The sequence below is a fragment of the Rhodococcus sp. NPDC056506 genome, assembly GCF_042794945.1.
GTDB lineage: Bacteria > Actinomycetota > Actinomycetes > Mycobacteriales > Mycobacteriaceae > Rhodococcus_F.
This window is the reverse complement of record NZ_JBHTSW010000026.1, coordinates 59441-76450: the sequence shown is the minus strand read 5'-3', so window position 1 is coordinate 76450 and position 17010 is coordinate 59441. Positions and strand designations below refer to the sequence as shown.

Below are 17010 nucleotides of genomic sequence, written 5' to 3'. Positions count from 1 at the left end.
CTCAAAGAGCGTCTCGACTTGCTGAAGGCCAAGCGTCGCGGCGCATGAACTAGCACTTCGATCAAGACCGTCCGGTTCTACACCGGGCGGTCTTTCTCGTTCTTCGGGGAGTGATCGTTCACAAGTCGACGTCATACTTCGGCCCTTCTTCGACGTGGCAACTCCAGATGCTTCGCCGTACTGAAAGATATTTCAGTACAACGTCATTCAGCATCCAGGCGCACTCGCGAGCCGACAGTGCGCGAATGCTGGATTCGCGCTGGAGAACCATCGGCACTGCTTCGTGCACCAGTGTGAGCTGTATCCCCCACCCTGCGACACACCAAACTTCGGTGCACCAAACTTCGATACGGCGTGAAACTTCGACACGGCATTGGGACACCTCGGATACGGTGTCGAAATGAGACCGTCAGGAATGTTTGTCGGCGCGGGCGCACTGCTTCTCCTTGTGGGCTGCGGAAGTGCCGAGTCCCCGGTGCTGGGCTCCGCCCCGGCTCCCCCGACAGCCGATCTTTCGATGCTCGAGCCGGCGACCTGCCTCGCCGACAATCTCGGCGCGTCGCTCGGCACCGGAGTGCTCGTTTCCGAACCGAAACCGATCCCCGACGGATTCACCCCCACTCACGTGATCACTTTCGACTTCGGTACTGATGGCGATGACAATGACAATGACAATGACAATGGCAGGGGCGATGGCAGGGGCGATCACACGATCGGTTGGGTCGAGCAGCATCGTAGGGGCGATCTGTCGGCGGTACTGTCCGCCTTCAGAGTGCCCTCCGACCCTCGGGATCCTTCTTGCATGACAGACCAGCTTGTTCCGCCGACCGTGTGGCTTGTGGACGATCAGGGGTACGGTATGCGGCCGCTCGTTCCCCAGGGCACATGCGGCCAGTACAGGTGGGATGCGATCGAGGCGGTCAACACTCTGCCGGTCACCGAAACAATCGTGCACCAGGTTTCCGTCGGCGCGCGATGACTGCGACCTTCTAGTCGACCGTGAATCTTCGCATCGCCAGATATCCGAAAACGCCGACCAGGATCAACGTGACGCCTGCGGTCACGGAAACGGAGTCGGTCACCAGCCCTGCGATTCCGGTCACGGCTATGAACACCGGCAGAAAGTCGAACAGCCGGAAAATCGACTGCGGGGGTTCGGTATCGAGGCCCTGCGCCTGAGCGGCCTTGTTCGGCGCGTACTCGGGGTACCACTCGGTGAACGAGATCGCGAAGAAGGTTCCGAGCAACTGCAGAATCCATCCGGTCCAGAAGTTGTCACCGTCGTGCAGCCGTGCATCTCCGAACAGGCCCACCGCAGCCGACCAGGTGAAGGCGAGCGCCCATACTGCCGTGATGACGTAGTTGATGCGCAGAAACAAGGGCGTCGTCCAATACTCCTCGGGCGTCGACTCTTTCGCGTACTGCAAAGTGAAAGGATTGCGGAGCAGGATCGACCCGAAGGCGAAGACCACCAGTGCGATGTTGGTCAGTTCGCCTCCCCAGAGTTCGAACCACCGAATCGTGTTCGCCGACGCGAGTAGCCCGATGGCCGCCAGAACGCCGAAGAACGCGACGTCGAAGACCTCCAACAGCTTCACGGTGCCACCGCGCCGGTGACTGGCCGCCAAAATCAGCAGTGACAACCCCAGCGCGGCAGCTGCGGATTCCTCGAACCTTCCCGGCCCGGAGAGTAACGACAGCAGGATCCACGGCGACAGGCCCGCGAGCGGTGATTGCAGAACCGCATCGACCACGCTCGTATTACGAACTGCAATCTGTCGCTCGGCCTTTTCGGGCTCGGTCTTCTGTGGCTGGGTCTTCTCGGGCTCGGTCACGGAACGCCGCCTTTGCGCTGGAACGGGTGGCACAGCGAGTACCCGCGAAGACGGCCCCTGAAGCGTCAGGACGAGTCGCGGTAGCTTTCCGCCACTGCGGCGGCGCGGCTCAACAGGGCAATGCGCAGCGACTGCGGGGCCAACGCCTCCGCATCGACGCCAAGCTGCCACAGCGCCCATTCGGCATGTCGCGAATCTTGGAAGGTGACCTCCATTCGCAGCCATCCGTCGTCTCCGTCACTCTCGGCATGCACGCCCAGCGCTGTCTCGACCAATTCCTCCCTGCGCGCCGGATTCAGCCGCAGCCGCACGGCCACCTGGTCTCCGCCCGCCCGAAAGCGCGCACTGCGTTCCTGCCAGATCTGTTCGAGATCGACACTGGCCGGCCGCTCAGCGAGTTCGTCGAGTTCCTCTGCGGCCAGAATCCGAGACAACCGATAAGTCCGGTCAGCGCCCGAGGTCACGGTCAACAGGTAGCCTTTCCCGCGCACCGTGACCAGGCCGACCGGATCCACCGTGCGCCACTTCGGCGCCCGGTTCACCGCTGCGTAGTGGATCCGCAGCTTGTGCCCGGCAAGCACCGCACGCCGGACCTCGATCAAGACCGCGTCGGGCACTTCCTCGGTGACCGATCGCCGTGAGAGCAGATCCTTCTCGGGGTCGATCAGAAACCGCTGGGCGGCAATGTCCGCGAGAACTCGATTGCTTTCGGGTAGCGCGTCGACGACCTTGCGCATGGCTGAAGCGAGCTCCGAGCCGAGTCCGAAAACCTGCTCGCCACGCGCCGATCCCGCGGTCAGCAGTGCAAGTGCCTCGTCGTGGTTGAGTCCGGTCAGTTCGGTTCGGAAACCGGGTAGCAGCGCGAAACCTCCGTTTCGACCGCGTTCGGCGTAGACCGGTACCCCGGCCGCAGACAAAGCCTCGATATCGCGCAACACGGTACGTGTGGACACCTCCAACTCACGTGCCAGTGCGTCCGCGGACTGCCGGCCCCGTTGGCGCAGTATCAGCACGAGCGAGACCAACCGATCAGCGCGCATTCCGAAAATGTACCGAAATACATGACAGAGGGTGTCGTGATTTATTGGCAGGCTTCTTCCACGACGGTGGAGACGGGGGCTGTCGAGCCCCCGCCCATACGTTTTTCGAACAATCGAATGGAGTCGACGTGGCAATGGAGCGAACGGCAGTCAACCCGGTGACGTGGTCGGCGGACATGGGATTCAACCAAGGTGAAATTGTCTCCGGGCAGACTCGGACCCTGTTCATTTCGGGCCAGACGTCGATGAGCGAAGACGGTCGACCTCGGAATGAAGGCGACATGGCTGCGCAAGTAGCACTCAGCCTCGACAACATGGAGGCAGTGCTCGCCGAGGCCGGCATGAGTCTGGCAAACCTGGTCCGTCTCAACGTCTACACCACAGATGTGGACCTGTTGTTCACGCACTACGGCATGTTGGCCTCACGGCTGGCCGCCGCCGGGGTCGCACCAACCACGACGATGCTCGGCGTGGTTCGGCTGGCAATCCCGGGTCAGATGGTCGAACTCGAGGGGACTGCCGTCGCGTGATGCGGCCTTCCCTGTTTCCGTCCCTGTTGGTGGGGAGTGATTCCCGAGGCTCAGGTTGCTGCCGTCTTTTCGGCAGGTAGCTCGGCCTTGTCCCGGCGCCTGGCGATCACTGCCGAGGCAATCGCGCCGACAGCGATGATGCTGAGCACGATTTCCGGCGCCGGGCCTACTCGGGTGGCGAGGGTGGTGCTGGTCGAGAGCGGCACCTTCGCCACCAGTGCGGCAGGCACGAACAGTTCGGTCTGCGAAGTCACCGCGCCGTCGGGACCGATGATCGCGCTGACACCACTGGTCGCAGCAACGACCACCGCGCGGCCGTGCTCGACTGCCCGCACGCGCGACATCGCCAGCTGCTGATACGTCATCTCGGTGTCGCCGAACGTGGCGTTGTTGGTGGGTACCGCGAGAAGTTGTGCACCGTTGCGGACCGACTCCTGGAAGGCTCGGTCGAACGCAACCTCGTAACACGTTGCGACGCCGATGGGTACGTCCGCTGCGTGGACGACCCCGTTGCCCTCGCCGGGCACGAAGTTGCCCGCGCGATCGGCATAGGACGAGAAGTTCCGGAAGAAGCTCCGGTAAGGCAGGTATTCGCCGAACGGCTGGATGATCTTCTTGTCGTGTTGTTCCTGAGGACCGTCGGCGCCGTCCCACACGATCACCGAGTTCGTGGTCGTGCGATCGGCATTCACGAGTACGGTGCCGACAAGAATCGGCGCCCCGATCGCTTCGGAGGCTCGGGTGATGTCGGCGGCGGCATCAGCGTTTCGCAGGGGGTCGATGTCCGAGGCGTTCTCCGGCCAGATCACGACGTCAGGCCGATCGACACGGCCCGCGTCCACCTCGGCGGCAAGTTTCACGGTTTCGCTCACATGATTGTCGAGGACCTGCTTGCGTTGCGAATTGAAGTCCAAGCCCAACCGCGGAACGCTTCCCTGAATCGCGGCGACGGTGATCGTTCGGTCGCCGGAATCCATGGTGGCCAGGAACGGCGACGCCACAAGGGCAATGATCACGGGCACGAGGGCAGCGGCAACAGCTCCGAAGAATCCTCGGTCCCACCGCTTGGCTGCGACAGCGACGGCAATTGCTGCCAAGCCGGTACCGGTCAGGGCCACCGCGAAGCTGAGCAGCGGCGCACCGCCGACACTCGCAAGGGGAAGGAGCCACCCTTCGGATTGACCGAATGCGAGCCTGCCCCAGGGAAATCCGCCGAAAGGAACGCTGGAACGAAGCCACTCGGTGAGCGTCCAGGTCGCGGCAATCCACAACGGTGCCCACGGCAACCTCGCCACCAGGACAGCGAGCAACCCGAACAGTCCGATGAACAACGATTCCACCGCGGCCAACGCGATCCACGGGACCGCGCCTACGAACACACCGATCCACGGAAGCAGCGGCACCAGGAATCCGAGACCGGCCAGGTACCCGTAACCGAAGCCGGCACGCAGGCGAAGTCCGCCGCGGCCGAAGTTGGTCAACACACACGTCAGAAGAGCGATCCCGACGGGCGCCAAGAACCACAGTGGGCGGGGTGGGAACCCGGCAAAGATCAGGAATCCACCTGCGGCTGCGTAGAGCGAACGCAGCCATGCCGAACCGGTGAGCACAGCGTTCACGCGGGAGCGATCGTTGCCGGGCGCCTCGGCGCTGCGCTCACTCACTCGTCGAGCTGCGCTGATAGACGACGCGTCCGCGATGCACGGACTCGATGCAGACCGGTATCGGCGCATCTTCCGCGAGCCTCGGCAGAGCGGGTACTCGCGAGCGCGGATCGGTGGACCATCGCTGAACCGAGTCGGCCGGTGCACTCACTTCGAGTTCGCCTGCCTCCCACAACACGTAGGAGGCCGGTGCGCCCGGATTGAGCGTTCCCGCGGCGCCGTCCCGCACGCCGCCCGCGCGCCACGCACCGCGTGTTGCTGCGGAGAAGGCCGCGCGGGGCGAGATCCCACTTCCATTGGTGCGGTGCTGAACAGCGGCGCGCAGCATCGCCCACGGCTCGATCGGGGTGACTGGCGCATCGGAACTGAATGCGAGTGAGACGCCCTTACCGGCAGCGGGGGCAAACGGATTCAGGGCCGCCGCGCGGTCGAGGCCCAGGCGTGTCGCGTACAGGCCGTCGGTGCCGCCCCACAGTGCGTCGAACACCGGCTGGACACTCGCGATGACGCCCAAGGCGGCAAAGGTTTCCGCGTCGGCCATCGACATCATCTCCGCATGTTCGAGGCGGTGACCCAGCGCGGCGACCTTGGGGCCACCCAGTTCGTCGGCCACTTTCCGGAACGCGGCAGCTGCCGACGACACGGCGCCGTCACCGATGGCGTGGAATCCGGCCTGGACACCCGCGAGGGTGCAGGCCCGGATGTGTGCGGCGATCGCGTCGACGTCGAGGTAGGCGTTTCCCGTCGAATCAGGTTGGTCTGCATAGGGTTCGAGCAACCAGGCGGTGTGCGAACCGAGAGAACCGTCGATGAAGAGATCCCCGCCGAGTCCGTGTGCACCGGTCTTGTCGAGGAGCGCGCGCGCGTCCTCCTCGCTGTCGACGCGTTCACCCCAGTAGCCCCGAACCTCCACGCCGTGGTCGTGGGACAGGAGTTCCTGAAAGTCGGTCAATCCCGAGATTTCCGGTCCCCCGCACTCGTGAACGGCCACGATTCCGCGTGAGGCGCAGAGATCGAGCGCAGCGGTACGAGCAGAAGCGCGCTGAGTTTCCGTCAGCAGATTCCGAGCGGCATTGCGCGCCAGGTGGTGTGCGTCGAACGTCAACGGGCCCTCGGCTGAGTATCCAGCGGTGTCGGCGAGGCCGGAGATGCCGTCGCGCAATGCGCTCGAGCACGCGGCCGAGTGAACATCGATCCGCGAGAGGTATACCTTGCGGCCAGGTGCCGCGGCGTCGAGATCTGCGGTCGACGGCGGCGTCTGCTCGGCCCACTCGGTGTCGTCCCAACCGTGTCCCCAGATGACTGCGTCGGGATGGGCAGTTTCGGGGTTCGCGGCTGCGAATGTTCGTACTCGCGAGAGGCATTCGTCCAGAGAGCTCGCGCCCACGAGATCGAGGCCGACGAGATTGAGTCCCAGTGCGGTGATGTGGACGTGGGTGTCGACGAACCCTGGAGTGACAAACGCACCGCCCAGGTCTTCGATCTCCGCGGCGGGGTGCAACGCCCGTCCGGCGCGCTCGTCGCCGACCCACACGACGGTGCCGTCGGTGATGGCGATCGAGGTCGCGTCAGGTGCAAATGAACTGTAGATCCGGCCGTTGACCAGCAGACGAGTAGTCACGAGCACCCAGTCTGCCTGTTAGTACTGCGGCCCCCGCGAACGGGTGGGTGTATCCGTGTCCAGAATCTCACCCTCGAGGACCAGTTCCTTGCCGTTGCTGGCGACGTACTCGGTGGTTTCGGGTGTCTCGACGATGATCTCGCCGTCGATCACCTCGCCGTTTCCGCGCATCCGCGCCGCGTAGCCGACGGTTCCGGCAAAGGCGTCACCACCGGCAGCAAATGCTGCTGCGCGCTTGCCTGCCAGGAGGACGGCAAGCGGGCGCAGTGCCCAGCGGGTCGGCGGAATCAGAAGCAGCAGGCCCAGAACGGAAGTCACGAGTCCCGGCACGAACATCAACGCGGAGCCTGCCGCGACCAAGGCGCCGTCGGCGACCGCCAGTGACGGCGATCCCTCACCCCGCGTGGCCTTACGGAATCCGTCCATGACCCGTCGCCACTGCGAACGCATGAGGATCAATCCGACAAGCGATCCGGCGAGAAACAGCAGCACGGTCCAGGCGACACCGATGGCGTTGCCCACGATGACCAAGGCTGCGATCTCGACGATCACGTAGAGGAGGAATACGGCGGCGATCATGACGTCCCCTTTCAGACGGTCTACCCGTTCAACGCTCGAGGGGCCGGTTTTTCTCCCGACAACCATGCAGACCTGCAAAACAGACGGGTGCCGTGAGTCACATGGGGCCTCTGCGGGCCGCCGTCGACTTGCCTGGCGTTAACTAACGCTCCGCTAACGATTCTAAACCTCAAGTTGACGTTGAGAGTCTGGACGTGGTCAAGTCACTTCGGGCCGCATTTCCCGGCCTCATGAAATGAAGGAGCCCGACATGAGCCGACTCCCCGGCAAGACACTCGCCCGACGCATCCCGGCTGCCCTCGCCGGCACTGCCGCCGTCGTGGCACTCACCGCCGGCAGCACGATGATGAGCGCCGGAACCGCCGCCGCAGAACCGGTTGCACCCGAAGGTATTGCTGCGCTGATCGCCCAGGCCGCAGCCATCTCCCCCGAAGCGTCCGCCGCTGTCCAGCAGCTGATCGGCGCGGCAGGGGCCGACCAGATCACCGCAGCCCTCGATATCCCCGCCGTCGGCGTCACGAAGCCTCAGTCGTTCATGTACCCGGCACCGACGATCGGGTGCGGCATCGCCGGCGAGCCTGTCACCGTCACGCTCAGCTCCGCGCAGGCCGGTCCGAACTTCCCCTTGCCGCCGTGGGTCGAGGCCGATCACCTTCGTTTCCAGGCAATCCCGGGTTACGTGGGCATCCCCAAGACATCAGGGTTGAGTGTCGCCTGGATCAACGTGGGCACGTTCAAGGGCGGCATCGTCCCGTTGGACGAGAAGTTGCCGGTACTCGATACGCCGTTGCTCTCGAAGGTCGTCGACACCGGTGACGGCAAGGTATTTGCCGCACTGTTCGGCAATGTCGACTACGCCGACGGAAAGTCCTGCATCGTGCTCCCCACAGTGGGCGCCTTCGATGCCTGACCAGAGCGAAGCGCTCGATGCCTGACCAGAGCGAACCGCTCGCCGCTTGACAGGTGGCCGGCCTACGCGCCCGGAGTCACCAACCCGGTCTCGTAGGCCAGCACCACCGCCTGCACGCGATCGCGCAGGTCGAGTTTCGTGAGAATGCGTCCGACGTGCGACTTGATAGTCGATTCGGACAGGTACAGCTGCTGTGCGATCTCGATGTTCGACAGGCCAGTGGCCACGTGTCCGAGGACTTCGCGTTCGCGTTCGGTCAGGACGTCGAGAACAACCGGATCGCGTCGCGGCGCCGGACCGTCCACGATGAACCTCGACAGCAGACGACGTGTCACCTTCGGGGAGACAACCGCATCACCGGCCGCCACGCTGCGGATGGCCGACACCAGATCCTCGGGCGGGGTGTCCTTGAGAAGAAAGCCGCTCGCTCCGGCTCGCAGGGCGCCGAGCGCGTGTTCGTCGAGATCGAACGTCGTCATCACCAGGACTCGCGACTCGATCCCGGAGGCAAGAATCTGCTCCGTGGCTTTCACTCCGTCGACAATCGGCATCCGCACGTCCATCAACACGACGTCAGGCTTCAGCGCCACCGCCGCTGCGACCGCCGCGGCTCCGTCGCCGGCCTCACCGATGACCGAGATGTCTTCATGTGCTTCGAGCACCATGTTCAGGCCCATCCGCATGAGTTCCTGATCGTCGACTAGCAGCACGGTGATGGGCACGGCGTAAACCTATCGGGCCTGAGACGTCGGTGCCAACGCGATTGCTCCGACACCTGGTTACAGAGACATCGCCTGGATCAGTCGTGGATCTCGAGTGGTAGTTCCGCATAGACACGCCAACTGCCGTCGGCGCGTCGCCCGGTCTCGAGTGTCCCGTGCAGTACCGCCACCCGCTCGCGCATGCCGACCAGTCCGTTCCCCGAACCGTGGGAGAAGGTCGAACTCGACGTTCCGTTGTCGACCACCTCGAGCAATACCGCGGTCTCGGTGCGGCGCACGGTGACTCGTGCCTTCGGATTTGCGCCGGCGTGACGGAGGACATTGGTCAGGGACTCTTGGACGAGGCGATGAATGCCCAGGCTGACCGACGGACTGACGTCGTCGAGTTCACCGGTCAGCTCGAGCCGCACGCCGAGTCCGGCGGCACGCATCATCTCGACGACCTTGGCAATACCAGCCGTTCCGTGTTGCGGCATCGCGTCGCTGCTTACCTCGGTGCGCAGGAGCGAGACGGTCCGGCGAAGTTCGGCAAGCGCGTCGCGTCCGGTGCTGGAGATATTGCCCAGCGCCTTCTTGGCCAACGCCGGATTGGATTCGACCGCGTACGACGCTCCGTCCGCTTGAACGATCATCACGCTGACCGCGTGGGCAACGACGTCGTGGAGCTCGCGGGCGATCCGGGTTCTTTCCGTGGCCACCGCATCCTCGGCGCGCCGATCCCGTTCGTACTCGGCCACTTCGAGTCTGGCTGCCACTTCCTCGTCGTACGCGCGCCGCGCGCTCAAGAACTCGGCGGTGATCCAGGCGAGCGCATAGAGCAGCGTCGCGATGATGATCGTGAGGATCACGTCTTGACGGATCACGAGCAACGAGAGAGTCATGTCGAGGGCCAGGAAGCACGCGAAGATTGCCCCTGTGCGCCGATCTACGTACGCAACGAGTGTGTAGAGCGAGACGCCGAGTGCCAGCAGTCCTGGATGTTCCGCAGCCGGGTCCCCTGTCGCCCACATCATCAGGGTCGCGAAATACGACATGGACAATATGGCCGCTGCGGAGGTGCGGGGAAATTTGCGACGCCATACGACCGGCAGGCAGATCAGAAATCCGACGACGAGCTGAGGCCATCGTTCCTCGCGAGGTGAGCTCACGAACGTGACAACTTCGAGCGCGAAGAACACGAGCGCCAGAGCGCTGTCCGCGATCATCGGCTTTCCTCGCAGCCACAGGCTGAACCTCCGCATGTGCTCAAGAGTGTCACAGCTGTGAAAGAGTCACCGCCGTGGATATTGCTGATTGGGGACTGCTGATGACGGCAGCGACGGCGGCGGGTTGGGTGGACGCCGTCGTCGGCGGCGGCGGATTGATTCTGTTGCCCGCGCTCTTTCTGGTCGCGCCCCAATTGACCCCGCAGGCGGCCCTGGCCACCAACAAACTCACGGCCTTCACCGGGACGAGCGCCGCGGTGTACACGTTCTCCCGGCGAATCCCGATGGAGTGGCGGCAGCTGGCTCCGGCAGCTGCCTTGGCTGCGGTGACAGCCGCGTGCGGAGCGGCGGCCGTTTCACTGATCGACAAGAAGTACTTCATTCCGATCGTGATGGTCGTCCTCGTCGCTGTCGCCGTCTTCGTGACCATGCGTCCGACGCTGGGCACCACCATCGCCACTCATCGTCCGACGCAGCGTAAGACCGTTCTCGTCCTGCTGCTCTCCGCCGGACTCATCGGCCTCTACGACGGTCTGCTCGGGCCGGGCACCGGCACGTTCCTCATCATCAGCTTCGCGACCTTCCTCGGAACCGAATTCGTCCGCAGCGCAGCGATGGCGAAGGTGATCAATCTCGGTTCCAACTTCGGCGCGCTCGCGTACTTCGCCGTCACCGGACATGTCTGGTGGAGTTTGGGTTTGGCGATGGCTGTCTGCAACGTTCTCGGCGCGGTCATCGGTTCGCGGATGGCGTTGAGCAAGGGATCGGGGTTCGTGCGGATCACGCTGTTGGTTGTCGTGATCGCCATGGTGATCCGCCTCGGATGGCAGCAGTTCGGCTGAGATCGGCGGTCGTCGACTAGCGTCGTGTGCGTGACCGTCACCCGAGATGTCGATGCAGATTTCCTCGCCCTCCCGCTGCGAGCCGTCGCCGACGCGGCGCTGTCGGCAGCAAGATCCGCCGGAGCCCAGCACGCCGACGTTCGTGTCCACCGCGTGCTCACACAGTCGATCAGGTTGCGCGACGGCGTAGTTCAGGCCGTGTCCGACGGAGACGAGATCGGGGTCGCCGTCCGCGTGATCGTCGACGGCACCTGGGGGTTCGCCTCCCACGCCGAGGTGTCCCCTGACGTCGCGGCTGCGCTGGCGCGCCAAGCCGTCGAGGTTGCGAAGGCATTGCGCTCACTCAATCGTGATCCGGTCACCCTCGCCGACGAGCCCGTCTATGCCGACGCGACGTGGGTGTCGCCGTACCTCGAAGATCCTTTCGCGACACCGACGTCCGACAAGGTAGCCCTGCTGGTCGACTATTCCGGGCGGCTTCAAGCCGCTGACGGCGTGGATCACGTCACGGCGAGCGTCCTCCAGGTCAAGGAACAGACCTTCTACGCGGATCTGGCCGGTTCGTCGATCACCCAGCAACGGGTGCGTCTGCACCCCGAGTTCGAAGCCACAGCCGTCGACAAGTCGGCCGGCAGCTTCGAATCGATGCGTACCTTGGCTCCGCCGGTAGGGCGCGGATGGGAATATCTCGGGGCGGAGAGCACGTGGAACTGGGGCGACGAGCTCGCCCGGATACCGGAGTGGCTGGCCGAAAAGACGAAGGCACCGACCGTCGAAGCGGGCCCGACCGACCTCGTGATCGATCCGACCAATCTGTGGCTCACAATCCACGAATCCATCGGACATGCCACCGAATACGACCGGGCAATCGGCTACGAAGCGGCCTACGCCGGTACGTCGTTCGCGACGCCGGACAAGCTGGGAACGCTGAAGTACGGAACATCGCTCATGCACGTGACCGCCGATCGAAACCAAGAGCACGGTCTGGCCAGCGTCGGATTCGACGACGACGGCGTCGCCGCTCAGCGGTGGGATCTGGTCGCCGACGGAACACTGGTCGGGTATCAACTCGATCGCGTGTTCGCACCGAGGCTGGGACTGACGCGTTCCAACGGATGCTCGTACGCAGACTCCGCACATCACGTTCCCATCCAGCGTATGGCCAACGTCTCGCTCTCCCCCGACCCTCACACGGACACGTCGACCGAAGACCTGATCTCACGAGTCGAGAACGGCATCTACGTAGTCGGTGACAAGTCCTGGTCGATCGACATGCAGCGCTACAACTTCCAGTTCACCGGTCAGCGGTTCTTCAAGATCCGTGACGGAAAGCTCGACGGTCAGGTGCGTGACGTGGCGTATCAGGCGACGACAACAGATTTCTGGGGCTCGATGGAAGCCGTCGGCGGAGAGTCGACCTGGCAACTGCAAGGCGCATTCAACTGCGGCAAGGCGCAACCCGGTCAGGTTGCGGCGGTCAGCCACGGCTGCCCGTCCGCCCTGTTCCGCGGAGTCAACATCCTCAATACCCGTTCGGAGGCTCAGCAGTGATCGATCCGCAGCAGGTCGTCGAGCGTGCACTGGCCGCGAGGACGGTAGACGAATCGTTGGTGATCGTGACCGACGCGAGTGAAGCGTCGCTCCGGTGGGCCAACAATTCGATGACCACCAACGGAGTCTCACTGTCCCGGACGTGGACGGTGATCTCGATCGTGCGCGAAGGTGACATCGCGAAGGTGGGCACCGTCAGTTCCAGCAGTGTCGATCCGGAGCAGATCTCCGCGCTCGTGCAGGCAAGCGAAGAAGCTGCTCGCACAGCCACTCCCGCTGACGACGCATCCGACTTGATCACCCAATCGGCGGCGGAGACCGACTGGGACCTGCCGCCCGCCTTGACCGACATCGGTGTCTTTGCTCAGTTGGCTGCCGACCTGTCGAAGGCCTTCGACGGCGGCGACCAGTTGTTCGGCTTCGCCCACCACCAGTTGCACACCACCTGGCTCGGATCCTCGACGGGCGTGCGACGCAGAACGGCTCAGGCGACCGGGTCAGTGGAAATCAACGGCAAGCGCGGCGACGCGAGTGCCTGGGTCGGATCCGGAACTGTCGATTTCAGCGACATTTCAATACCGAAGCTCTTGTCACAGTTGACCACTCGACTCGACTGGGCGGGTAATTCCGTCAGCCTGCCCGCCGGCCGCTACGAGACGATTCTTCCGCCATCTGCTGTGGCGGACCTGATGATCTATCTGATGTGGACCATGGAGGGTCGCGGCGCCGAAGAGGGGCACACCGCACTTTCCTCCACCGGTGGCACCCGGATCGGCGAGAAACTTGGTGCTTTGCCACTCACGCTGACCTCCGACCCCGAGGCCGAGGGCTTGCAGTCCGCGCCGTTCGTGATCACGACGTCGTCGAGCGAATCCGTCTCACTGTTCGACAACGGTATGGAGATCGAACCCGTCGACTGGGTCCGCGACGGGGTTGTCAATGCGCTGGCGTACCCGCGCCACGCTGCGCGAGAATTCGGTCGACCTGTCGCAGTTCCCGGCGACAATCTCATCCTGACCGGTGGTGACGACACCTCGATCGAGGACATGATCGCAGGTACCGAGAAGGGACTGCTGCTCACGACCCTCTGGTACATCCGCGAGGTGGATCCCACGACGCTGCTGTTGACCGGACTCACGCGTGACGGTGTGTATTTGATCGAGGACGGCAAGATCGTCGGCGCCGTCAACAACTTCCGTTTCAACGAGAGCCCTCTCGATCTCCTGCGGCGGGTCACGGAGGCGGGCCGAACCGAGATCACGCTCCCCCGCGAGTGGAAAGACTGGTTCACTCGAACGGCGATGCCGCCGATGCGCATTCCCGATTTCCATATGTCCTCGGTCAGTCAGGCGCAGTGATGGCGAAGGTCGTGATCGCCGGCGGCACCGGCGCTCTCGGCCGCCGGATCTGCGACGATCTCGCCGGCCGCGGGTACGACGTCGTGGTCCTGACTCGGTCACCGAAACTCGGCAGGCACAGGCAGGTTCAGTGGGACGGCGTCACGGTGGGCGACTGGGCAGGAGAACTCGACGGCGCCGCGGTGATCAATCTGGCCGGCGAGTTGGTCGATCGCCGACCCACACCGGCAAACATTGCACTACTCACCAGTTCCCGAGTCGATCCGACCCGTGCGCTGGTCGAAGCGTCGAAACTACTGGCGAGCCCTGTTCCGGTCTGGATCCAGGCGAGCACGCTCGCGATCTACGGCGACGCGGGTGAGTCCCGGCTGGACGAGGATTCTCCCCTCGCTGACGGACCGCCTCAGATGACCGACGTCGCCAAGGACTGGGAGGCAGCGGTCGAGGGCGCCAACACGTCACGAGTAGTGATCCTGCGGACCAGCGTCGTGTTGGAGAAGGGCACACCGGCGCTCGAGCGACTGCTGTTGCTCGTGCGTTTCGGTCTGGGCGGACGCGTTGCCTCGGGCAGGCAGTGGACGAGTTGGATTCACATCGAGGACTGGCTGTCGATCGTGCGCTGGGCCCTCGAACCCGATTCGGCCGCCTCGGGTGTGGTCATCGCGACTGCCCCGGATCCTGTCCGAAATTCAGAACTGATGGCCGGGCTGCGCAAGCACCTTCACCGGCCACCTGCCCCGCCGACACCCGCTTTCATCGTCCGACTCGGCGCGTCCCTGCTGCGCAGCGACGCGGCCCTTGGCCTGACCGGTCGACATGCCGTGTCGAAAGTGTTGACGGACAACGGCTTCCCATTCGCCTATCCGCAGTTCGACACAGCCTTGGATGATCTGCTCGGCAAGTGACGCGCGGTCAGGCCGAAGTGATGGCAAGGCCGATCGTTCCGGTCTTGCCGCGGCGAAGGAGACTGCCTTTCATGGTGATCCAGCCGAGGATTCCGTACCGACGTGCTATCGCGTCGCGAGCATGATCGGTGCCCGGTCCGTCGAGGATCTCGGCGACGGCGGCAACCGGTTCACCCTTGGGATTTCCCCGAGCATCGCACGCAGCGACGGTGACCGACGGGTTTCGCCTGATGCGCTTGACCTTGTAGGAATCGGTGACTGTCCACATCAGGAGCTTGTCGCCGTCCGGCGCGGCCCAGAGCGGAGTCGCCACCGGCGTTCCGTCCTTGCGGAAGGTCGTGAGTAGGACGTACTTGGCCTCGGAGACACGCTTGAAGTCGGGGTTCACTCCTCGAGGATAGGTGCGAGCACCTCCCGCTGAACACCGACAGGCTTCCGCGACTATCTGGCGACTGCTCGTCCTCGACTGAACTTTGCCTCCTATGCACGTTTTATCCGGTTTCAATAGGCATTTGACACACCGTTTCGACCCCGAACTCCATCTCGAGTTATTCTGAGGCAAACCGTCGAACTGGGGAGTCGAACTTACACATGCAGCGCCGTGACATGCAGCGTCGTGACTTTTTCAAAGCGGCCGGGGCGGGGGCGGCAGTTGCAGCCGCGGCACCGCTCATGTCGACGTCGATCAGCCACGCAGCCCCCGCACCTCTGCGGGCGCTACCGATGGGTGCTGATCACTACCGCGCGCTCGTCCCCGAGTTGTTCGTACCCTCGCCCACTCCCCCGGAGCATTCCGAAGCCATCGTCATCGGCTCCGGATTCGGCGCAAGCGCCACCGCCCTCAGGCTGGCGCAGAGCGGCACCCAGGTCACCATCCTCGAACGTGGACTTCGATGGCCGCGCGATCCGCAGCGAGAGATTCACACCTCCGACATGCTGGCCGACGGCCGCGGAGTTTTCCGGCGAACATCGTTCACCAACCTCACCGGACTCCCCGTGGCGTGCGACTACTTCAGCGGCGTCCTCGATGCCACCGACTACGAACACATCTCGGTCTGGCGCGGCGCTGCAGTCGGCGGCGGGTCCATCGTCTTCACCGGCGTGATGATCGCACCCGAGCGCCGATTCTTCGACGCGGTCTTCCGCAACTCCCTCGACTACGACGAGATGACGTCCACCTGGTACCCCAAAGTGCGCCAGATGCTGCGTCTGAGCCCGTTGCCCGAAGACATCTACCTAACCCCGAACTTCGGGCACTCGCGTCGCTGGGATGAGGATGCTCGTCGTGCGGGCTTCGATCCGCAGCGGATCGACGGGATCTGGAACTGGGACGTGGTGCGCTCAGAACTCGACGGCCGAACCCGAGCCTCGGCCACTGTCGGTGACAGCAACATGGGTAACTCCAACGGCGCGAAGTTCGACCTCACGCAGAACTACATTCCCTCCGCCGAAGCCACCGGACGAGCCACCGTCTGTTACGGACATCAGGTGCTCGCAATCAGTCGCGAACGCGATGGACGTTACGTCGTCGACGTCGAATCGACGGATCCGACGGGCGGCGTTCTGGCGCGCAAGACTCTCACCTGTGACCGGTTGTTCCTCGGCGCCGGCTCCATCGGCACGTCCGAACTGTTGGTGCGCGCCCAGGCGACCGGCGCGCTGCCGAACCTCAACGAACACGTCGGCAAAGGCTGGGGTACTAACGGCGACGCCGGAATGGTGCGCTCGTTCGGCTTCAGTGACGGCACCGCGCAGGCCGCGCCGTCGGCGTCGCGCATCGTCGACGAGTCGGGAATGCCACTCTCGCTGGAGAATTGGTACGTCCCCGGCTTGCCCGTGAACATCGGCATGCTCGGAACCTTGGGTATGACTCTCGACTCGCAGCGCGCCGACTTCGCCTACGACGGCGGCTCCGATCGGGTGGTGTTGAACTGGCCGAAGAACGGCAACGACGCCACCGTCGAGGCCCTGCGCGCCGTTCAAAACAAGATGGCGTTCGCCGGGACCACGCTGCCGTCCGCGTTGCCGTTCGCGAAGGACGTCAATTCCTCGTTCACCGCACATCCCCTCGGCGGTGCGGTTCTGGGCAAGGCCACTGACGGCTACGGGCGAGTCAAGGGCTACGACGGCCTGTACGTCATGGACGGCGCTGCCATTCCGGGCAGCACCGGCACCGTCAATCCGTCACTGACCATCACTGCTCTGGCGGAGCGGAACATCGCTCAGATCATCAAGTCCGGACGCTGAA

General features: G+C 64.1%; 16 protein-coding genes. 8 read left to right on the top strand and 8 right to left on the bottom strand.

Going from position 1 to position 17010, the window contains the following annotated elements:
• The first annotated feature begins 517 nt into the window (after window positions 1-517).
• A complete protein-coding gene (locus ACFQ6H_RS20060; RefSeq protein WP_378648130.1) occupies window positions 518-979 on the top strand; it encodes a hypothetical protein in 462 nt (153 codons plus the stop codon).
• 10 nt (window positions 980-989) lie between these two features.
• Here ACFQ6H_RS20060 and ACFQ6H_RS20055 read toward each other — a convergent pair whose 3' ends face one another.
• Both ACFQ6H_RS20055 and ACFQ6H_RS20050 read right to left on the bottom strand, forming a co-directional pair.
• Window positions 990-1835, bottom strand: a complete 846-nt coding sequence (locus ACFQ6H_RS20055; protein ID WP_378648128.1) for a hypothetical protein — start codon at window positions 1833-1835, stop codon at window positions 990-992.
• A 65-nt stretch (window positions 1836-1900) separates the two neighbouring features.
• Complete coding sequence (locus tag ACFQ6H_RS20050) at window positions 1901-2875, bottom strand: helix-turn-helix transcriptional regulator (protein WP_378648126.1); 975 nt, start codon at window positions 2873-2875, stop codon at window positions 1901-1903.
• Window positions 2876-3009: 134 nt separating this feature from the next.
• Between ACFQ6H_RS20050 and ACFQ6H_RS20045 the strand changes: the two genes are divergently transcribed.
• A complete protein-coding gene (locus ACFQ6H_RS20045) occupies window positions 3010-3405 on the top strand; it encodes a RidA family protein (protein WP_378648140.1) in 396 nt (131 codons plus the stop codon).
• Between the two features lie 50 nt (window positions 3406-3455).
• Here the strand turns inward: ACFQ6H_RS20045 and lnt are convergent, their stop codons facing one another.
• The 3 genes from lnt to ACFQ6H_RS20030 are packed head-to-tail and all read right to left on the bottom strand — an operon-like array spanning window position 3456 to window position 7269.
• Window positions 3456-5024, bottom strand: a complete 1569-nt coding sequence (lnt, locus tag ACFQ6H_RS20040) for an apolipoprotein N-acyltransferase (RefSeq protein WP_378648138.1) — start codon at window positions 5022-5024, stop codon at window positions 3456-3458.
• A 37-nt stretch (window positions 5025-5061) separates the two neighbouring features.
• Window positions 5062-6696, bottom strand: a complete 1635-nt coding sequence (locus ACFQ6H_RS20035) for an amidohydrolase (RefSeq protein ID WP_378648124.1) — start codon at window positions 6694-6696, stop codon at window positions 5062-5064.
• A gap of 12 nt (window positions 6697-6708) precedes the next feature.
• Entirely contained in the window at window positions 6709-7269 is a 561-nt protein-coding gene (locus ACFQ6H_RS20030; RefSeq protein WP_003944915.1) for an FxsA family protein, read from the bottom strand.
• 250 nt (window positions 7270-7519) lie between these two features.
• On the opposite strand from ACFQ6H_RS20030, the gene ACFQ6H_RS20025 reads away from it, so the two are divergent.
• A complete protein-coding gene (locus tag ACFQ6H_RS20025) occupies window positions 7520-8179 on the top strand; it encodes a hypothetical protein (protein WP_378544144.1) in 660 nt (219 codons plus the stop codon).
• 62 nt (window positions 8180-8241) lie between these two features.
• Here the strand turns inward: ACFQ6H_RS20025 and ACFQ6H_RS20020 are convergent, their stop codons facing one another.
• Window positions 8242-8901 carry a response regulator transcription factor gene (locus ACFQ6H_RS20020; protein WP_003945024.1) on the bottom strand — a complete coding sequence of 220 codons (660 nt, stop codon included), beginning with the start codon at window positions 8899-8901 and terminating at the stop codon, window positions 8242-8244.
• 77 nt (window positions 8902-8978) lie between these two features.
• Window positions 8979-10142 carry a sensor histidine kinase gene (locus tag ACFQ6H_RS20015; protein WP_378648122.1) on the bottom strand — a complete coding sequence of 388 codons (1164 nt, stop codon included), beginning with the start codon at window positions 10140-10142 and terminating at the stop codon, window positions 8979-8981.
• A 38-nt stretch (window positions 10143-10180) separates the two neighbouring features.
• Between ACFQ6H_RS20015 and ACFQ6H_RS20010 the strand changes: the two genes are divergently transcribed.
• Genes ACFQ6H_RS20010 through ACFQ6H_RS19995 form a run of 4 tightly spaced genes read left to right on the top strand, consistent with a single transcriptional unit; the run spans window position 10181 to window position 14762 of the window.
• The gene (locus ACFQ6H_RS20010; protein WP_230815638.1) at window positions 10181-10948 is read left to right on the top strand and encodes a TSUP family transporter; all 768 of its coding nucleotides are present in this window, start codon (window positions 10181-10183) and stop codon (window positions 10946-10948) included.
• A gap of 30 nt (window positions 10949-10978) precedes the next feature.
• Window positions 10979-12499: a TldD/PmbA family protein gene (locus tag ACFQ6H_RS20005; protein WP_378648120.1), complete on the top strand. Its 1521-nt coding sequence runs from the start codon at window positions 10979-10981 to the stop codon at window positions 12497-12499.
• Window positions 12496-13857 carry a metallopeptidase TldD-related protein gene (locus ACFQ6H_RS20000; RefSeq protein ID WP_378648118.1) on the top strand — a complete coding sequence of 454 codons (1362 nt, stop codon included), beginning with the start codon at window positions 12496-12498 and terminating at the stop codon, window positions 13855-13857. The genes ACFQ6H_RS20005 and ACFQ6H_RS20000 overlap by 4 nt, the downstream gene beginning before the upstream one ends.
• Window positions 13857-14762 (top strand): TIGR01777 family oxidoreductase, encoded by a 906-nt coding sequence (locus ACFQ6H_RS19995; RefSeq protein ID WP_378648116.1) that lies wholly within the window; start codon window positions 13857-13859, stop codon window positions 14760-14762. The genes ACFQ6H_RS20000 and ACFQ6H_RS19995 overlap by 1 nt, the downstream gene beginning before the upstream one ends.
• Before the next feature lie 7 nt (window positions 14763-14769).
• Here ACFQ6H_RS19995 and ACFQ6H_RS19990 read toward each other — a convergent pair whose 3' ends face one another.
• Window positions 14770-15150: a PPOX class F420-dependent oxidoreductase gene (locus ACFQ6H_RS19990; protein WP_378446028.1), complete on the bottom strand. Its 381-nt coding sequence runs from the start codon at window positions 15148-15150 to the stop codon at window positions 14770-14772.
• 203 nt (window positions 15151-15353) lie between these two features.
• Here ACFQ6H_RS19990 and ACFQ6H_RS19985 point away from each other — a divergent pair, with 203 nt between their 5' ends.
• Window positions 15354-17009: a GMC oxidoreductase gene (locus ACFQ6H_RS19985; protein ID WP_378648114.1), complete on the top strand. Its 1656-nt coding sequence runs from the start codon at window positions 15354-15356 to the stop codon at window positions 17007-17009.
• Window position 17010: the final 1 nt, after the last annotated feature.